Annotated in this window: 11 protein-coding genes; 4 read left to right on the top strand and 7 right to left on the bottom strand. The window is 68.4% G+C overall.

Annotated features, from left to right (window positions below; genetic code table 11):
* Positions 1–24 precede the first annotated feature (24 nt).
* Positions 25–1,317, top strand: a complete 1,293-nt coding sequence (locus GQR91_RS12865) for a lipopolysaccharide biosynthesis protein (protein ID WP_149682976.1) — start codon at positions 25–27, stop codon at positions 1,315–1,317.
* Between the two features lie 4 nt (positions 1,318–1,321).
* On the opposite strand, the gene GQR91_RS12860 is transcribed toward GQR91_RS12865, so the two are convergent.
* Both GQR91_RS12860 and GQR91_RS12855 read right to left on the bottom strand, forming a co-directional pair.
* Positions 1,322–3,181 carry a glycoside hydrolase family 15 protein gene (locus tag GQR91_RS12860; RefSeq protein WP_149682977.1) on the bottom strand — a complete coding sequence of 620 codons (1,860 nt, stop codon included), beginning with the start codon at positions 3,179–3,181 and terminating at the stop codon, positions 1,322–1,324.
* 50 nt (positions 3,182–3,231) lie between these two features.
* Positions 3,232–3,723 carry a MarR family winged helix-turn-helix transcriptional regulator gene (locus GQR91_RS12855; RefSeq protein WP_162853776.1) on the bottom strand — a complete coding sequence of 164 codons (492 nt, stop codon included), beginning with the start codon at positions 3,721–3,723 and terminating at the stop codon, positions 3,232–3,234.
* A 75-nt stretch (positions 3,724–3,798) separates the two neighbouring features.
* Between GQR91_RS12855 and GQR91_RS12850 the strand changes: the two genes are divergently transcribed.
* From GQR91_RS12850 to GQR91_RS12840, 3 genes are read left to right on the top strand one after another with little or no spacing between them, the layout of a single operon-like run.
* Positions 3,799–4,983 (top strand): HlyD family secretion protein, encoded by a 1,185-nt coding sequence (locus GQR91_RS12850; protein ID WP_149683011.1) that lies wholly within the window; start codon positions 3,799–3,801, stop codon positions 4,981–4,983.
* Positions 4,980–6,557 (top strand): MDR family MFS transporter, encoded by a 1,578-nt coding sequence (locus tag GQR91_RS12845; protein WP_149682979.1) that lies wholly within the window; start codon positions 4,980–4,982, stop codon positions 6,555–6,557. Before GQR91_RS12850 ends, GQR91_RS12845 begins: the two co-directional genes overlap by 4 nt.
* 13 nt (positions 6,558–6,570) lie before the next feature.
* Positions 6,571–8,010, top strand: a complete 1,440-nt coding sequence (locus tag GQR91_RS12840; RefSeq protein WP_149682980.1) for an efflux transporter outer membrane subunit — start codon at positions 6,571–6,573, stop codon at positions 8,008–8,010.
* Positions 8,011–8,013: 3 nt separating this feature from the next.
* Here the strand turns inward: GQR91_RS12840 and GQR91_RS12835 are convergent, their stop codons facing one another.
* From GQR91_RS12835 to GQR91_RS12815, 5 genes are all read right to left on the bottom strand, one after another.
* Positions 8,014–8,697: a Fe2+-dependent dioxygenase gene (locus tag GQR91_RS12835; protein WP_149682981.1), complete on the bottom strand. Its 684-nt coding sequence runs from the start codon at positions 8,695–8,697 to the stop codon at positions 8,014–8,016.
* Positions 8,691–9,428, bottom strand: coding sequence for a tetratricopeptide repeat protein (locus GQR91_RS12830; protein ID WP_149682982.1), 738 nt, complete (start codon positions 9,426–9,428; stop codon positions 8,691–8,693). Before GQR91_RS12830 ends, GQR91_RS12835 begins: the two co-directional genes overlap by 7 nt.
* A complete protein-coding gene (locus tag GQR91_RS12825) occupies positions 9,428–11,914 on the bottom strand; it encodes a TonB-dependent receptor (RefSeq protein ID WP_149682983.1) in 2,487 nt (828 codons plus the stop codon). The genes GQR91_RS12830 and GQR91_RS12825 overlap by 1 nt, the downstream gene beginning before the upstream one ends.
* A gap of 90 nt (positions 11,915–12,004) precedes the next feature.
* On the bottom strand, positions 12,005–13,792 hold the full coding sequence (locus tag GQR91_RS12820) for a DUF885 domain-containing protein (protein ID WP_235904101.1): 1,788 nt from the start codon (positions 13,790–13,792) through the stop codon (positions 12,005–12,007).
* Positions 13,793–13,876: 84 nt separating this feature from the next.
* On the bottom strand, positions 13,877–14,908 hold the full coding sequence (locus GQR91_RS12815) for a LacI family DNA-binding transcriptional regulator (RefSeq protein ID WP_149682984.1): 1,032 nt from the start codon (positions 14,906–14,908) through the stop codon (positions 13,877–13,879).
* Between the last annotated feature and the right edge of the window lie 17 nt (positions 14,909–14,925).

Below are 14,925 nucleotides of genomic sequence, written 5' to 3'. Positions count from 1 at the left end.
GCCCTCGGAAGAAAGCCGTTGAACGTGTCCAAGTCCGCGCCGACCCCATTCGGCCGTGCGCTGCGCAATGTCGGCTGGCTGCTGACCGGCAAAGGCGTCGGCGCGGTACTCAGCCTCGTCTATCTGGCGCTCGCCACGCGCTCGCTGGGCGTCGTGCGGTTCGGCGAGTTCACGCTGATCCTGTCGACCGGCCAGGCGGTCGCCGCGCTGGTCGGTTTCCAGACATGGCAGGTGGTGGTGCGCTACGGCATGGCGCCGCTGAAGGCGGGTGACGGGGCGATGCTGGGGCGGCTGGTGCGCTGGTGCACCGCGCTCGACCTGGGCGCGGCGCTGTTCGGGTGCCTGGTGGCGAGCGTCGCGGTCGCCGTGTTGCGCGTGCGGCTGGGATGGGATGCGACCTTCGCGACCGAGGCCCTGCTGTTCTGCTTCGTGCTGCTGCTGACCTTTCGATCGACCGCGGTCGGCATCCTGAGGCTGCACGACCGGTTCGCGGTGGGCGCGATGGCGGATGCGGTGACCCCCTTCGCGCGCTGTGCCGGCGCGGTCACCGCGGTGCTGATGCATGCGACGGTGCAGGGGTTCCTGCTCGCCTGGGCGGGGGCCGAGGTGCTGACCGCCATCGTCTACTGGACGGCGGCCCACCGGGCGGCGCCGGGCCTGCTGGGATGGTGGCGCGGGGCACAGGCCGCGCCGCGCGAAAATGCGGGGCTGTGGCATTTCGCAGTGGTGACCAACATGAACGCCTCGCTGAACGCCGCGAGCAAGCAGGTGGTGGTGGTGCTGGTCGGCTTTGCGACGGGCCCGGCGGCGGCGGGCGCGTACCGGCTGGCCTATCAGTTGAGCCAGGCTTTGACGCGCGTGTCCGACATGTTTTCGCGCGGGGTGCTACCCGAGTTCACGCGGGCGGGGGCGGAAGGGGACAAGCGGGACATGACGACCCTGTTCCGGCAATCGACGCGGCTGGCGCTGGTGGCGGGTGGGTCGATCTGTCTGCTGGTGCCCCTGCTGGGAGAGCCGGCGCTGCGGCTGATCGCGGGCAAGACCTATCTGGGGGCGTATCCGGTGCTGGTGCTGCTGGGGCTTGCGGCGGGGCTGGAGGTCATGGGCGTGGCGTTCGAGCCGGTGCTGCTGGCGATCGGGCGGGCGGCGACCGCGCTGCGCATCCGCGTCGCATCGGTCGTCGCGCTGTTCGCGGCGATGGCGGTGCTGATGCCCGCCTACGGCGCGACGGGCGCGGCGGGGGCCACGCTGGTCGGGTCGGCCGTCGCACTGATCCTGTTCGGGCGGGTGGGATACCGGCTGGCGCGGGCGGGATAGCGTATCAGAGTTCGGCCCCGCACAAGGTCGCGGCGGCCTGGATCAGGGCGAGATGGGTCAGCCCCTGCGGCATGTTGCCGAGATAGGCGCCCGTGTCGGGGTCGATCATCTCGGCATAGACGCCGACGCCACTGTCCAGCTTTTCGATGGCGGCCTCAAAGGCGGCCTCCGCTTCGGCCTTCTGGCCGAGCATCGCGCGCGCCTCGATCATCCAGAAGGTGCAGGCGAGGAAACACCCCTCCTCCCGGTCGACATCGGTGTAGCGATAATGGAACGCGCCCTTGCCGAGTTCGCGGTCGATCGCGTCCAGGGTACGACGCAGCCGGTCCTGTCCGTCGAAGCGGAAGCGGACGGCGAGCGCCAGGCTGGCATCGAGCATGTCGCTGCCCGGATAGAAGAGATAGGCGCCGCGTTCCTCCGACCAGCAATGCTCGTCGATCCAGGCGGCGATCCGGTCGCGCTCGCGCAGCCATCGGTCGCGGCAGGTGGTCGGGATCTGCCCGTCGTCGGCCAGCTCGACCGCGCGGGCCAGCGCCTGCCAGCAACTGATCTTGGACATGGTGTAATGCCGGCTTTCGGGCAGTTCCCATAGCCCGGCGTCGGGCAGGCGCCAGCGGTCCGCGCAGTCGTCGGCGAGATGCGACAGGGTTTCCGCGCTGGCGGCATCGAGGATGTTGCCACAGGCGACGAAGCGGCTCGCCGTCTCGAAGATGTCGCCGTAAATACCATGCTGATGCTGCGACCCGGCGAGGTTGCCGGTGCGGACCGGCCCCGAGCCGCGATAGCCGGGCACGTCGATGATCTTTTCCGCCGGCACCATGTCGCCCTGCAGCGTGTAGCAGACCTGCGGCTCACTCTCGCCCAACCGCTTGAGCAGCCAGGTAAAGGCCGCCTTGGCCTCGGCAAGCGCGCCGATGCGCAGGAACGCCTTGATCGTGTAGCCCGCGTCCCGGATCCAGGCGTAGCGATAATCGTAATTCTTCTCGCCACCGATCCCCTCGGGCAGCGAGGTCGTCGCGGCGGCGGCGATCGCGCCGGTGGGCGAGTAGAGGAGCAGCTTCAGCGCCAGGGCACTGCGCATGGTCAGCGCGCGAAACCGATCGTGGCAGCGCAGCCGCTCCGTCCATTGCCGCCATTCAGCGTCGGACAGGTCGATACGGGCATCGATTTCCTCGATTTCGGGGCAGACGAGCGGTTCGTCCTCCCCCGCGACGATCGCCACCACCGCACGCTCGCCCGGCCCGACCGAGACGGTGCCGGTGATCTGCCCGTCGACCAGCGGATCGAGCAGCACATTGTCGGAGTGGCGGAAGACGCCGAGGACGTGGCCGGCATGGAACACGTCATGCCCGCCGGCCTTGGAGAAATAGGGGCTGACCGTGTCGGCGCGGCGGCCGAAGCGCAGCGACACGGCAAAGCGGACATGGCCGTCCAGCCCGTCGAGCCGGCGTGCGAACTCCGCCCAGGGCAGGCGACCGGCGGTGCCGCTGTTCATCGACTCGGTCAGCTTGGCCCGGCCGGTGTCGGTGGTGAAGATCGTCTCCAGCACGTTGCTGTCGGCGCGGTAGCGCCGCTCGACGGTAAAGGGCGCATCCGGGCTGAGCGCGAAATAGCCCCCCTGCTCCGCATCGAGCAGACGGTCGAACAGGGGCGGCGAGTCCATGTTCGGGACGCACCACCAGTCGACCGCCCCGTCCGCGCCGCTGAACACCACGCTGCGCCCGTCACCGAGCGTGCCATAGCGTTCGAGCGGCAGATAGCCGTCGGCATGGCGAAGGCCCTGTTGCGACAGGGCGGTGGCGGGTTCGGCGCCGTCGCCCAGCGTCGGGCCATCCCCCTCGCCCCGCCGGAACGGGTTCAACATGCGCGCGTGCGATTAACGTATGTCATACCGCGTTAACTCGCCAACGGGGGTTACGCTCCGCGCTCGGGAGTGGGCGCAATCGAAGTGCACGCATCCGCACCGAGATGATCGGGCATTTCGGCGATCAGCGCGGCGAGCAGCTTCTGGAGCAGCGTATCGAGTTGCGCGCGGTCATCGTCGTCGAAGGCGACAAACAGCCTTTTGGTCAAGGCGACGCGCATCGGCTCGCTGGCATCGATGGCGCGCTGGCCGGCAGGCGTGATGTGCAGGCGCTTGACCCGGCGATCCTGCGGGTCGGGTTCGCGCCGGACGAGGCCGTCGCGCTCCAGCGCGTCGACCGCGTCGGTGACGCTGCGCGGCGCCATGGTGAATACCTCCGCAATGTCGGCGGCGCGCGCACGCCCGTTCCCGGCCTGGATGAGCAGGAGCAGACGCGTGCGGGCAAAGGACGCGCCTTGGGCGGTCATTGCCCGGTCGGTCAGGCGATGGGCCATCAGATAGACGCGGGCCAGGTCGCGGAGCAGAACCTCACTGGACTTCATGAGGAACCTCACTAAATGGCCTTGCCTAGTTCGGCAAGCCGGCGCAGAAGGCATGCTGCAGATGCGAGGAAGATGATGGCCGACCTGTCCGATCAGCAAAATGGTGGCACGGATACGTCCGGGGACGAGCATGACGAGACGCCCGCCAAGGCGGCGTCCCCGGCCAAGAAGCGCCGTATCCGCGCGATCCTGCTGGTGGTCGTGGTCGTGCTGCTGGTGGTCGGTGCGATCTGGTTCACGCGGTATCAGAGCTTCGGCAAGTTCCAGCAATCGACCAATGATGCCTATGTCCAGGCGGACAGCGTGATCGTGTCGCCCAAGGTCGGCGGCTATGTCGACAAGGTGTTCGTGCGCGACAACCAGTATGTCCGCGCCGGCACACCCCTCGCCCAGATCGATTCGCGCGATTATACCGCGCGCGCCGCCCAGTCGCAGGCACAGATCGGCGTCGCCGCCGCCACCGCCCAGGGTGTAGAGGCACAGATTCGCGAGCAGCAGGCGGCGATCACGCGTGCCGCCGCCGACCTTGCCTCCGCGCGGGCGGATGCGGCGTTCGCCCGGTCCGAGGTGGCACGCTATGTGCCGCTGGCGGCATCGGGGGCCGAGCCGCGCGAGCGCCTGTCGCAGTTGCGCAACCAGGCGACGCAGGCCGATGCCCGCGTCACCGCGGCACAGGCGGCGTTGACCAGTGCCCAGCGCCGCGTCGGCACGCTGCGCGCCCAGATCCGGCAGGCCGAGGCGCAGGCCGAGGGCGCACAGGCGCAGCTTGCCGCGGCGCAAAGCGATGTGGGCGCGACCCTGCTGCGCGCGGCGATCGACGGCCGGATCGGCGACAAGACGGTGCGCGTCGGCCAATATGTGCAGGCCGCGACCCGGCTGATGACCGTGGTGCCGGTCGACCAGCTTTATATCGAGGCGAATTTCAAGGAAACGCAGCTCGGCCTGATGCGCATCGGCCAGCCGGTTACGATCGAGGTCGATGCGCTGCCGGGCGTCGATATTCCCGGCCGGATCGAGAGCATCTCGCCGGGTACCGGGGCGCAATTCTCGGTGCTGCCGCCGCAGAATGCGACGGGCAACTTCACCAAGATCGTGCAGCGCGTGCCGGTGCGCATCGCGATCCATGCCGATCCGGAAACGCGCAAGCTGATGGTGCCGGGCATGTCGGTCGAGGTCAGCGTCGACACCCGGTCGGCCAAGGGCGCCAGGGACCGCATCGCCCGCGAACAGGAAAAGCATAACGAGAGCATCCGCCGGTGAGCGCGGCCACCGCGGACGGTGTTCGCGCATCCTCCGGCAAGGCATCCGCCGGTACGCCCGAGCGCGCTGATGCCGCCGCCTGGCTGGCGGTGGCGGCGGGCAGCCTAGGTGCGCTGATGGCGACGCTGGACATCTCCATCGTCAATTCGTCGCTGCCCACCATCCAGGGCGAGATCGGTGCGAGCGGCACCGAGGGGACATGGATCGCCACCGCCTATCTGGTGGCGGAGATCATCATCATCCCGCTGGCGGCGTGGCTGGAGCGGTTGTTCGGCCTGCGCACCTTTCTGCTGATCGCGACGACGCTGTTCACGCTCTTCTCGATGCTGTGCGGCATATCGACCAACCTGACGATGATGATCATCGGGCGCGTCGGCCAGGGCTTTACCGGCGGCGCGCTGATCCCCACCGCGATGACGATCATCGCGACGCGGTTGCCGCGCTCGCAACAGCCGATCGGCAATGCGCTGTTCGGCGTCACCGCGATCCTGGGGCCGCTGGTCGGGCCGCTGATCGGCGGCTGGCTGACCGAGAATATCTCCTGGCATTATGCCTTCTTCATCAACCTGCCGATCGGCATCCTGCTGATCGTGCTGCTGCTGGTCGGCCTGCCGCACCGCAAGGCGCACCCGGAGGAGCTGTTCCGCGCCGACTGGCTGGGCATTGCCGGGTTGATCCTGGGGCTGGGCGGGCTGACCGTGGTGCTGGAGGAGGGCCAGCGCGAGCAGTGGTTCGAGAGCGAGACGATCATCATCCTGTCGCTCATCGCGGCGCTCGGCTTCGTGCTGCTGCTGGCCGGGCAGTTCCTGGCGAAGCGGCCGGTGATCAAGCTGTCGCTGGTACTGGACCGGCAGTTCGGGTCGGTGGTGGTGATGGGCATATTGGTGGGTGCGGTGCTGTACGGCACCTCCTACGTCATTCCCCAGTTCCTGGCGACGATCGCCGATTACAACGCGCTGCAATCGGGCAAGGTGGTGCTGCTGTCGGGTATTCCCAGCATCATCCTGATGGGGTTCACCCCGCTGATGATCCGGCACCTCGACATCCGGTTCGCGGTCGGCGCGGGCCTGCTGATCATGGCGTCGAGCTGCTGGATCGATACCACGCTGACCGCGCAGTCGGCGGGCGGCGACTTCGTCGACTCGCAATTGCTGCGCGGCGTCGGCACGATCCTGAGCTTCCTGTTCCTGAACCAGGCGGCGATCTCGTCCGTCCCGCCGTCCGACGCGGGCGACGCGGCCGGACTGTTCAACGCGGCCCGCAACCTGGGCGGGTCGTTCGCGCTGGCGGGGATCTCGACGGTGCAGGACCAGCGCATGTGGTTCCACAGCCGCCGGATCGAGGAAACGCTGAACGCCAATTCGGTGCGCGTGCAGGATTATCTGGGCGGGCTGACCGCCCAGTTCGGGCAGGAGGGCGCGTTCCGCACGCTGGCCGGCCAGATCCAGCGCGATGCGCTGGTCATGACCTTCAACGACATTTTCTGGCTGCTGGCGATCGGGATCACGCTCGTCACGCCGCTCGTGCTGTTCCTCCGGCCGTTGCCGCAGGGGCAGGCGATCGCCATGCATTGAGGAACGCAGTTCGATGCGCACGCTGATCCTTCCCTCCCTCGTCCTCGTCTCCGCCTGCACGGTGGGGCCGAACTATCAGGGGCCCGAAAGCGCCGGCGCGGTGGCGCCGACCGCCAAATTCGTCCGTGCGCAGCCCGAAACGGTGGCGGCGCAGCCGGTGGTGGCGTCATGGTGGACCGGCTTGGGCGATCCGATGCTCGACCATCTGGAGGCGCGCGCGCTGGCGGGTAACCCCAACATCGCGGTGGCCGAGGCGCGGCTGCGTCAGGCGCGGGCCGGGCTGCGGCTGGAGCGGGCGAACCAGTTGCCGAGCGCGAACGCGCAGGCGATGGGCGTCTTTGCGCGCCTGCCCGGCATCGACCTGGGCGGTGCGGAAGCGGGGGCGCAGGGTGGCGGCGGCGACAGCGAGTCGCTGCAATTCTACAATCTCGGCTTCGATGCGAGTTGGGAGGTCGACTTGTTCGGCCTGCGTCGCCGCGGGGTGGAGGCGGCGCGCGCCTCGCTGGGCCGGGCCGAGGCCGGCGTGGCGGACGTGCAGGTGTCGCTGACCGCGGAGGTGGCGCAGGCCTATGTCGCATTGCGCGACCGGCAGCAGCGGCTGGCACTGGGACAGGCGACGGCGGAGCGCCAGCGGCGGATGCTGGCCCTGACGCAGGAACGCTACGGCGCGGGCACCACCTCTGCGCTGGAGGTGGAGCGGCTGCGCACGCAGCTGGAGCAGACCGATGCCACGCTGGTGCCGCTGACCGCGGAGCGCGATGCCTATCTGAACGCGCTGGCGATCCTGGTCGGCGAGGCGCCGGGCGCGCTGGACACGATGCTGGCGACACCGGGTCGCGTCCCCCTGCCCCCGGCCCAGGTCGCGGTGGGCGATCCCGCCGCCCTGCTCCAGCGCCGGCCCGACATCCGCGCGGCCGAGCGGCAACTGGCGCAGAGCAATGCGCGGATCGGCGTGGCGGAGGCGCAGCGCTTTCCGCAGATCAGCCTGATGGGCATGCTGGGGCTTGGCGGCACCGATCCCGGCGACGTGTTCGATACCGGCAACCTGTTCACGCTGGGCATGCCACGGTTAAGCTGGAACTTCCTGGACTTCGGTCGCAACGCGGCGCGCGTGGAACAGGCCAAAGGCGTGCGCGACGAGGCGGCGGCGCAGTACCGCGCGTCCGTGCTGACCGCGCTGCGCGATGCCGAGGATGCCTTGTCGCGCTACGGCGCGCGCAGGCGGACCGTGGCCAGTGCGGCGCGAACCAAGGCGTCGGCGGACCGCGCCGCCGCGCTCCAGCAGCAGCGCTATGCCGCAGGGACCGCGACGCTGATCGACACGCTGGATGCCGAGCGGCAGCGGCTGTCGGCGGAACAGTCGCTGGCGCAGGCGACGGCGGCGATGACCAGCGACTTCATCGCGCTGCAAAAGGCGCTGGGTCTCGGCTGGGGGCCGGCACCGGCGTCCTGAGGTTCAGGCCTCCGCCCAGCGGCGGAGCAGATTGTGGTAGACGCCGGTCAGGCGGATGGTGGTGGGATCGTCCTGCCCGTCGCGGCCGGCGATATCCTGCACGCTTTGGTCGAGTTCGAACAGGATGCGGCGGGCGCCGTCGTCGCGCACCATCGACTGGATCCAGAAAAAGGATGCGACACGCGTGCCCCGCGTCACCGGCGTCACCCGGTGCAGGCTGGAGGCGGGATAGACGACCATGTGCCCGGCAGGCAGCTTGACCCGCTGTTCGCCGAACTGTTCCTCGATAACGAGTTCGCCGCCGTCATAGCTGTCCGGATCGGACAGGAAGAGCGTGGCGGACAGGTCGGAGCGGATGCGAAAATCGCTGCCGCGCTGGATGCGGATGGCGTTGTCGACATGCAGGCCGAAGGCGTCGCCCCCTGCATAGCGGTTGAACAGCGGCGGGAAGACCTTGAGCGGCAATGCGGCGGCGATGAACAGCGGCGACCGGGCCAGCGCGTCGAGCACCATGCCCCCCGCCTCGCGCGCGGCGGGCGAGCCTTCGGGCAATTGCGCATTGCGCTTGGCCAGCGCGGATTGCGGGCCGGAGGTAGCGTTGCCGTCCACCCATTCGGCGCCATCGATCAAGCCGCGCAGCCGGGCGACGCCCTCGCCGTCCAGCACATCGGGTATCGCGATCAACATGCCCTGCCCTTCCTCAACGTTGCGGCATAGCGGCGGAAGGCGGGGATGTCGCTGGCGGTGCACCAACGGATGACGCGTGCGGCAAAGGCGGGCGTGCCCCCGGCCACCGCGCGTGCCAGCCATTCCAGTGCGCCCTCGACCTGCCCCCCGGCACCGAGCATCCGGGCGTGATTGAAGGCGGCGCGGAAATCGCCGCCCTCGGCCGCCCGGGCGTAGCAGCGCGCAGCCTTTGCCATGTCGCGCGGCCCCGCCCAGCCATCCTCGGCAAAGCTGCCGATGAAGTTCACCGCCTTCGCATAGCCAAGGTCGCCGGCCCGCTCCAGCCAGCGAAGCGCCTCCGCCCGGTCGGTCGCGACGCCGTGGCCGAGCGCCAGTTGCGTGGCATAGTTATACATCGCCTCCGCCAGCCCCTGCCCGGCGGCGATGCGGTAGCAGGCGACCGCGCGGCCGGCGTCGACCGCGCAGCCCCAGCCCAGTTCGTAGCAGCGCCCGACCATGTTGAGCGCCATCGGGTGATGCTGCGCGGCGGCGCGGGTGAACCAGTCGAGCGCCGCCCGCGGGTCACCCGGCGTTTCGGTGCCATCGAGGAGCATCTGGCCATAGACCAGTTGCGCCTCCGCCTCCCCCGCCTGCGCCGCGGCATGGACCAGTGCGGCCCGGGCCGCGCCGGGGGTCGCCAGCCGCGCGGCGAGTTCCTCGGGTGGCAATGCGGCGGGGTCGGAAATGGTCATCAGAAGCGGACGTTGACCGTGCCGAACACCGTGCGTCCGGCAGCGACATTGGCGTTGTGGGTCGTGAAGGCCTGGCTGAAATACGCCTTGTCCGTCAGGTTCTGGGCGTTGACGCTCAGTTCGATCATGTCGGTCAGCTTCAGCGCGGCGCGGGCATCGAAGCGCCAATAGCCGGGGATCTCACGCAGCAGCACCTTGGTGGCGGGATTGACGGTCACCACGCCGGCCGCCGTCTGCACCGCGCTGCGATTGTCCTGATAGCCGCCATACATGCGATCCATGTAGATGGCGGTGCCGCCGATGCTGAAGCGGCCAAACAGTTCGACATTGGTGCTGGCCGAGACACTGTTCCGCACCGTCTGCGGCATCTGTCGGCCGGTGTTGACGGAGGGCACGGAGACGATCTGCGCGGGCCGTCCGCCGATGGCCGGTGCGGTCAGCGCGGTGAAACCGCCGTCGAGGATCTTCGGGTCGAGATGGCTGTAGCCACCGAATATCGTCCAGCCGGGCAGGATCATGCCCGACACCGAAAGCTCGATGCCACGCACCCGGCTGCGTCCGATGAAATCGACCGTATTCGCATCGGTCAGCACGCGCGCGTTGCTGATGTCGGTCTGGAACGCGGCGATGCCCAGTTGCAACCGCTCGCCCATCAGGCTGGCCTTCGCGCCGACCTCGTACGACTTGGTCTTTTGCGGCTCCAGCGCGTCAAAGATCGCGCGGTTGGCCTCGGTGGTCAGGTTGGTGGGCAGCGCATTGTCCTCACGCCCCTCCCCGATCAGGCTGTTGGGCGGCGTGGCGGACGTGGCATAGCTGGCATAAACGCTCGTTTCCGGCGTCGGCTTGAAGACGAGGCCCGCCTGCCAGTTGAACAGTTCGTCGGTGCGACGGATACGGGTCTGGAGTGCGCCCGGCGGGGTCAGCACCGATTTGAACCGGTCGAACCGGGCGCCCAGGTTCAGGATCAGTTGCGGCACAAGGGTGATCGAGTCGAAGGCATATATCGCCTGCGTCGTCGCATCCTGCTGCGTTTCGGTCGTGGGCGCGCCCTTCACGATCGGGGTGGCGACCGCCGAGATGTCGCTGGCATAGTTCACCCACGGATCGCCGGGCGTCGGGGCGAACAGATCGGTACAATTGTAGCGCGCGATGGAAGTGGTGTTGCACCGCGGGCTGACCGTGCTGCCATTGGCGAGGACGAAGGTGCCCCGGCGGGCCTTCTCCCAGGCGAATTCCGCGCCCATCGCAAAGCTGTGCTCGATGCCGCCGGTATCCAGCGTGCCGTACAGATCGGTCTGGTTGACGATGCTGTCCACCACGCTGTGGCGCGTGTTGCTGCGCCGCCAGACATAGCCGCCGTTCAGCCGGTCGCCTCGCGCACCCGCCACGCCGGTGGTCGGATTGGTCGCGGCGGTGCCGAAGACATTGCCCTGGCTGTCGTCGGGCTGGGTGAAGATGAACGCCTGCGTCGTATGGGCATAGCGTGCGGTGTTGCGCAGCGTGACCGTGCCGGTCAGGTCGTGTTCGATGCGGACCATCGCCTGATCCGTGGTGGTGTCGCGAAAATCGCGGTCGACAAGGCCATAGAAATTCGCCCGGTCGACTATGCCGGTGCGCCCGCCGATCGTGGTGAAACGGCCAAGTGCGGGCGTGCTGACGATGGTGCCGGTGCCCGGCGCATTGGCCAGCGTGTAGCGATAGGGCAGCCCGCCATCGGGCAGTTCGTGGGTTTCCAGACGGTAGTAGCTGGCGGTCAGCCGCGTCGGCGTCCCCAGCCCGACTGTCAGCGAAGGCGCAAAGCCCCAGCGGCGATTGTAGATTGCGTCGCGCCCGGCAAAGTCCTGATCGTGCCACAGGCCCTGGATGCGGAAGGCGACCGTGTCGGCCAGCTTGACGTTCATGTCGCCGGTGATGCGCTTGAAATCGGCATTGCCGTAGCTGCCGGAAATGGACCCGAAGGTGCCGAGTTGCGGCAGCTTCGACACGATGTTGATCGTGCCGCCCGCGCCGCCGCGTCCGCCCAACGTCGAATCCGATCCGCGCACCAGTTGCACCCGGTCCACGGCGAAGACCTCGCGGCTCTGCGACCCGATGTCGCGCACGCCGTCGAGATAGATCGACCCTTGCGCATCGAAACCGCGGATGAACGGGCGGTCGCCCATCGGATTGCCGCCCTCGGCCGCGCCGAACGTGATGCCGGGAATGGTCCGCAGCGCCTCCTGCAGGGTCGTCGATCCGGTCTGCTGGATCACGTCCGATGTCAGCACCATGACCGACCGCGGCGTATCGACCAACGGGGCGACCTGCTTGGGATCGGCGTCCGGCTTGGCGCGGTGACCGTTGACGACGATCTCCGGCCGATCCTGGTCCGGCGCGCCGGCGGGCGGGGTCTTCGCCTCGTCCGCACCGGCCGGCGCGGTCGCGAACGCACCGATGCAGGACAAGGCCAGAAATGCGCCGGATGAACGCGTGGCAACAGCAGTCATAGGGTCCCCCTCAGATTTTGAGGGCCTGCTATTGCGAATCTATCGCAGCGTCAATGCAAGTGCGAGGCGTTCGCAGAAATAATTCAGCAATCATTCCTCGTCGGGATAGGGACCCTTGCCGCCCTCCGCGATCAGGCGGTCGACCCGCGCATCGATGACGCTGAGCGGCACCGAGCCGAGCTGCAAAATGGCATCGTGAAAGGCGCGAATGCTGAAGCGTTGACCCAGCGCCTTTTCGGCACGGGCGCGGGCCGCCTGGATCGCCAACTGCCCCATATAATAGCTGAGCGCCTGACCCGGCCACGCGATGTAGCGGTCGACCTCGGTCGTTATTTCGTGATCGGACAGCGCCGTATTGTCCCGCAGATAGGTTTGCGCCTGTTCGCGCGTCCAGCCCTTGGCATGGATGCCGGTATCGACCACCAGCCGCGCCGCGCGCCACGCCTGGTAGGACAGCATGCCGAACAGGTCGTAGGGCGTTTCGTACATGCCCATTTCCTCGCCCAGCGCCTCGGCATAGAGCGCCCAGCCCTCGCCATAGGCGGACAGGTAGGAGTCGCGGCGGAACTTGGGCAGGCCGTCATTCTCCATCGCCAGCGGCATCTGGAAGGCATGGCCGGGTGCGCTTTCGTGAAGCGTCAGCGCCACCTGCGCATAAAAGGGCCGTGCGGGCAGATTGTAGGTGTTGACCAGATAGATGCCCGGCCCGCCGCGCCCGCCGGTGTAGAAGGGGGCGAGGTCGGCCGGCACCGGCTTGATCGCGAAGCGGCTGCGCGGCAGGCGGCCGAACCACTCAGACGCCTTGCCGTCAAAGGTCTTGGCGATCCACGCCGCGCGGTAGAGCAGTTCCTCGGGCGTCTTGGGGTAGAATTTGGGATCGGTACGCAGATAGGTGAGGAAGGCGGGCAGATCCCCCTCGAACTTCACCTGTTGCATCACCTGCTGCATCCGCGCGCGAATCTTGGCCATCTCGGCAAGGCCGGTGGCGTGGACCGCGTCGGCGGTCATGTCGCGCGTCACATATTCGCGGATCTTGGAGCGGTAGTAGGCGGTGCCGTCGGGCAGGTCGGCCGCGGCGGTGGTCGGTCGCGCACCAGGGATATAGTCATTGCGCAGGAAGGTCAGCAGCCGGACATGCGCCGGCACCACGGCGGTGGTGATCGCCGCGCGTGCCTCGTCGCGCAGCGTCTTCTGGGTGGCGGCGGGGATCGAGGCGGGCATCGTCCGCATCGGCTCCCAGAAGGGTGAGTCCTCGACCGACTTAGCCTCGGCCACCTGCGCGACACCGATGTCGCGGCCGGTCAGCGTCACCCGCGGAATGGTGAAGCCGCGCTGCAACCCGGCGCGCATATTGGCAATCTGCTGGTCGAAATAGCGCGGCACGTCGCGCAGCGTCGCGATGTAGCGACGATAGTCACGCTCGGTCACGAAGCGGCCGCGCGCCGCGCTGGCGATGTCGCTCCAGAAGCTGGTGTCCGCGGTCAGCGGCATCTCGTAATCGCGGAAGCGTTGCGCGGCGAGCAGCCCGTCGATCTGCCCCTTGTAGACCGCATAATCCACCTGCGCGGCCGGCGACAGGGTGGCGGGGCGGATCGCCTGCAGCGCCTTTGCGGTCGCCTCCCAGCGGGCGAGCCGTGCCGCCTGTGCTGCCGGGCCGACATCGGGCAGGCCGCTCGCGGTGGCGTCGGGGTTGTCCTCGCCGGGGCCCTGCTGCCGCTCGCGCCAGGCATATTCCTCGGTGTAGAGCGTCTTCAGCCGGGCATCGGCGCTCCCCTGTGCCGTAGCGATGGCCGGCGCCGCGCTGGCCAACAGCAGCGCGGCCAGCGCGCCTGCCATGCGACCCGTCCGCGTGCTGATCCTGCGGGCATGATAGGGCATGGCTTCCTCCGGTGGCGATGGTGACGGCCTCAGGAAGAGGCAGGCAAGCTCCTTATATACAGTATAATATTATCGCCAAGCGGTTTAGGCGGAATCGCGCTCGATCAACAGCGGCGGCATGACGACGCCCGGTGCGTCCTCGCCCCCGATGCGCGCGAACAGCGCCTGCACCATCGCGCGCGCGCCCGCCGCAATTTCCTGGCGGACGGTGGTGATGCGCGGCACCGTCTGCATCGCCAGTGGCAGGTCGTCATAGCCGACGACGGGGATCTGGTCCGGCACCCGGATATTGCGGTCGGCAAGGACGCGCATCGCCGTCATCGCGATCACGTCGGATGCGGCGGCGATGCCGTCGATCCGGTCGCCCACCGCGGACAGATGCTGCGCGATCTCCTGCTCCATGATGTCGGAGGCGAGATGCGTGGTCAGTTGCAGCGGACCGCCCGCCAGCCCGGCCGCCGCCATCGCTGCCGCCACGCCCTCGTAACGCTGGCGGATTTCGGGGGCACGCACATCGCCCAGGAACGCGATCCGCTTCGCCCCGCGCGCGATCAGGCGTTCGCCGGCCAGTCGCCCCCCCGCGATATTGTCGCTGCCCACCGCGCAGTGAACCTGATCCGGCATGGTGCTGCCCCATGCGACGAGCGGGCGATAGCGGCGCGCGACCCGCTCGATCACCTCGAACTGGTCGGACTGGCCGATCAGCAGGACCCCGTCCATCATGCCGGAATTGACGATCTGTTCCAGCCAGTCGTCCGCGTCCGGAATGATCCGCGACAGCATGACGTCATAGCCGTTTTCGGTCAGCGCATCGGCAAGATGGCCGAGCATCGTCATGAAGAAGGGGTCCGACAGGTGCTGGCGCCGTTCATGGCCGAGCGGCACCACCACGCCGATCACGCCGGTGCGCTTGGTACGCAGGCGGCTGGCCATCTGGTTGGGGCGGAAGTCGTGCGCAGTGGCCAGCGCCTGGATGCGCAGGCGGGTTTCCTCGTTCACGAGCGACTTGCCCGCCAGCGCGCGCGATACCGTTCCCGCAGAAACGCCGGCCAGGCGCGCGAGATCGGCAATGGTACGAACGCGCGACTGCGCAGGATCGATCAGATTGTCACTCATCCCATTGTGTTTAGACG

Origin of the sequence: Sphingomonas carotinifaciens (assembly GCF_009789535.1) — a bacterium.
Taxonomy (GTDB): Bacteria; Pseudomonadota; Alphaproteobacteria; order Sphingomonadales; family Sphingomonadaceae; genus Sphingomonas; species Sphingomonas carotinifaciens.
The sequence above is the reverse complement of the archived record's forward strand: the minus strand, read 5'-3'. Positions and strand labels throughout refer to the sequence as shown.

Excerpts from the sequence above, each read along its gene's own strand:
- GQR91_RS12860 (WP_149682977.1), bottom strand. The coding sequence starts at position 3,181 with ATGTTGAACCCGTTCCGGCGGGGCGAGGGGGATGGCCCGACGCTGGGC.
- GQR91_RS12855 (WP_162853776.1), bottom strand. The coding sequence starts at position 3,723 with ATGAAGTCCAGTGAGGTTCTGCTCCGCGACCTGGCCCGCGTCTATCTG.
- GQR91_RS12850 (WP_149683011.1), top strand. The coding sequence starts at position 3,799 with ATGGCCGACCTGTCCGATCAGCAAAATGGTGGCACGGATACGTCCGGG.
- GQR91_RS12840 (WP_149682980.1), top strand. The coding sequence starts at position 6,571 with ATGCGCACGCTGATCCTTCCCTCCCTCGTCCTCGTCTCCGCCTGCACG.
- GQR91_RS12835 (WP_149682981.1), bottom strand. The coding sequence starts at position 8,697 with ATGTTGATCGCGATACCCGATGTGCTGGACGGCGAGGGCGTCGCCCGG.
- GQR91_RS12830 (WP_149682982.1), bottom strand. The coding sequence starts at position 9,428 with ATGACCATTTCCGACCCCGCCGCATTGCCACCCGAGGAACTCGCCGCG.
- GQR91_RS12825 (WP_149682983.1), bottom strand. The coding sequence starts at position 11,914 with ATGACTGCTGTTGCCACGCGTTCATCCGGCGCATTTCTGGCCTTGTCC.
- GQR91_RS12820 (WP_235904101.1), bottom strand. The coding sequence starts at position 13,792 with ATGCCCTATCATGCCCGCAGGATCAGCACGCGGACGGGTCGCATGGCA.
- GQR91_RS12815 (WP_149682984.1), bottom strand. The coding sequence starts at position 14,908 with ATGAGTGACAATCTGATCGATCCTGCGCAGTCGCGCGTTCGTACCATT.